The sequence below is a fragment of the Mesorhizobium sp. M8A.F.Ca.ET.207.01.1.1 genome, assembly GCF_004794715.1.
Lineage (GTDB): Bacteria > Pseudomonadota > Alphaproteobacteria > Rhizobiales > Rhizobiaceae > Mesorhizobium.
In genome coordinates, this window is record NZ_SRUS01000115.1 from 1 (window position 1) to 421 (window position 421).

Here is a 421-nt window from a genome sequence, read left to right on the forward strand (position 1 = left end):
ATCGACTTCGCGGCCGTTGCGGTCAAGCGCAGCGATCGCGGCCATGTCGTCGGCATCCAGGTGCAGGTCCTGGGCGAGCAGGTTGCTGGCCAGGTTCTCGCGCTTGGTCGAGGACGGGATGACCGAGTAACCCAGTTGCAGCGCCCACGCCAGCGCGACCTGGGCCACGGTGGCCTGGTGCTTGTCGGCGATGCCGGCCAGCACCGGGTCCTTCAGCACCTTGCCGTAGGCCAGGGTCATGTAGGAGGTGACGGCGATGCCCTGTTCCTGCAGGAAGGCGGTCAGTGCCGGGTTCTGCAGGTATGGGCTCAGTTCGATCTGGTTGGTGGCGATGGCACCGGCGCCGAGGATGCTGATCGCCTTGCGGGTCTGCGCGATGGTGAAGTTGGAGATGCCGATCTCACGGGTCAGGCCCTGCGCC

The 421-nt window shown here is 66.5% G+C and carries 1 protein-coding gene; it reads right to left on the reverse strand.

Annotated features, from left to right (window positions below; translation table 11 throughout):
• Positions 1-421 (reverse strand): aldo/keto reductase (locus tag EN850_RS33730; RefSeq protein ID WP_189591286.1); only part of this gene is annotated, 421 nt, incomplete at both ends.